Consider the following 1351-nt stretch of genomic DNA (forward strand, 5'->3'; position numbering starts at 1 on the left):
CAATGCTGCGTAGCTTAAGTTGATCTTGGGGTGTGGCCTGCGGTTGTGTGGCTGCTGTCGGGTGGTTCGGCGTGGCGGGCTGCGTGCCGACGGGGTTGGCTGTTCTGATTCCGGGTCATGTCGGTGGATGCGGTGGTGCGGCCGGACCAGGTCACGCTCGGGGTGTTGATTTCGCGGGTGTCGCGGGAGGAGGTCGACGCCGCGGTCGAGGTGTGCGGGGTGCGGGAGCAGCGGTCGGACGGGAAGTTGCCGGCGCATGTGGCCGTGTATCTGACGTTGGGGCTGACGTTGTTCCCCGACGATGACTACACCGAGGTCGCGGCCCGGGTCACGGGGTCGTTGGACCGGTTCGGGTGTTGGGACGCGGGGTGGAGCGTGCCGACGTCGAGCGCGATCACCCAGGCGCGGAAACGGTTGGGCCGTCGGGTGTTCGACGAGGTGTTCGCGCGCACGTGTGGGCCGGTCGCGGGCGGGTCGGGCCCGACCGCGTCGGTGGCCGCGTTGGGCACCGCGCGGGGGTCGTTCCTACGCCGGTGGCGGCTGCTGGCGATCGACGGGTTCACCGTCGATGTGCCCGACAGCGCCGCGAACGCGGCCGAGTTCGGCTACGCCGGGTCCGGGGAGAACCGGTCGGCGTACCCGAAGGCACGGGTCGTGGCCCTCGCGGAGTGCGGCACCCACGCGTTCGTCGCCGCGGAGATCGACGCCTACGCGGTGGGTGAGAAGACCCTCGCGCAGCGGCTGTATCCGCGGTTACGCGGTGACGAACTGCTCGTCGCGGACCGGGGGTTCCACTCCTGGCAGGCGTGGGACACCGCCGTCGCGTCCGGTGCGGCGCTGGTGTGGCGGGCGCCGACCCGGCTCGACCTGCCGGTCGTGCGGGTACTGCCCGACGGCACCTGGATCACCGTCCTGATCAGGCCGACGGTCCGGGGTGCCCGGCGGGAGCGGCTCCTCGCGGCCGCCCGCGCCGGGGCCGACCTGACCGACGTCGACACGGTTCCCGACGCGTTCGACAGGCAGGGCCTGCCGGTCGTCCACCTCGCGAGGGTGGTCGAGTACACCGTGCCCGACCGGGTCGGTAACGGCACCGGCGAGGTCGTCACCCTGATCACCAGCATCGTCGACCCCCACGACGCCCGCGCCGACGAACTCGCCGCCGCGTACCACGAACGCTGGGAGGAGGAAACCGGCAACGACCAACTCAAGACCCACCTACGCGGCCCCGGCCGGGTCCTGCGTTCCCGCCTGCCGGACCTGGTCCATCAGGAGATCCGGGCCTACCTGATCGTCCACCACGCGATCACCGCGCTGATCGCCGAGGCGTCAGCCGCCGCCGACATCGACCCCG

Annotated in this window: 1 protein-coding gene; it reads left to right on the forward strand. The window is 71.7% G+C overall.

Going from position 1 to position 1351, the window contains the following annotated elements; all coding sequences use genetic code 11:
* Positions 1–117: 117 nt before the first annotated feature.
* Positions 118–1351: IS4 family transposase (locus tag ACFHWS_RS28445; RefSeq protein ID WP_416569574.1), on the forward strand; the 1234-nt coding region annotated here is incomplete at its 3' end.

It is taken from the genome of Micromonospora sp. LOL_013 (assembly GCF_048060315.1).
Classification (GTDB): Bacteria; Actinomycetota; Actinomycetes; order Mycobacteriales; family Micromonosporaceae; genus Micromonospora_E.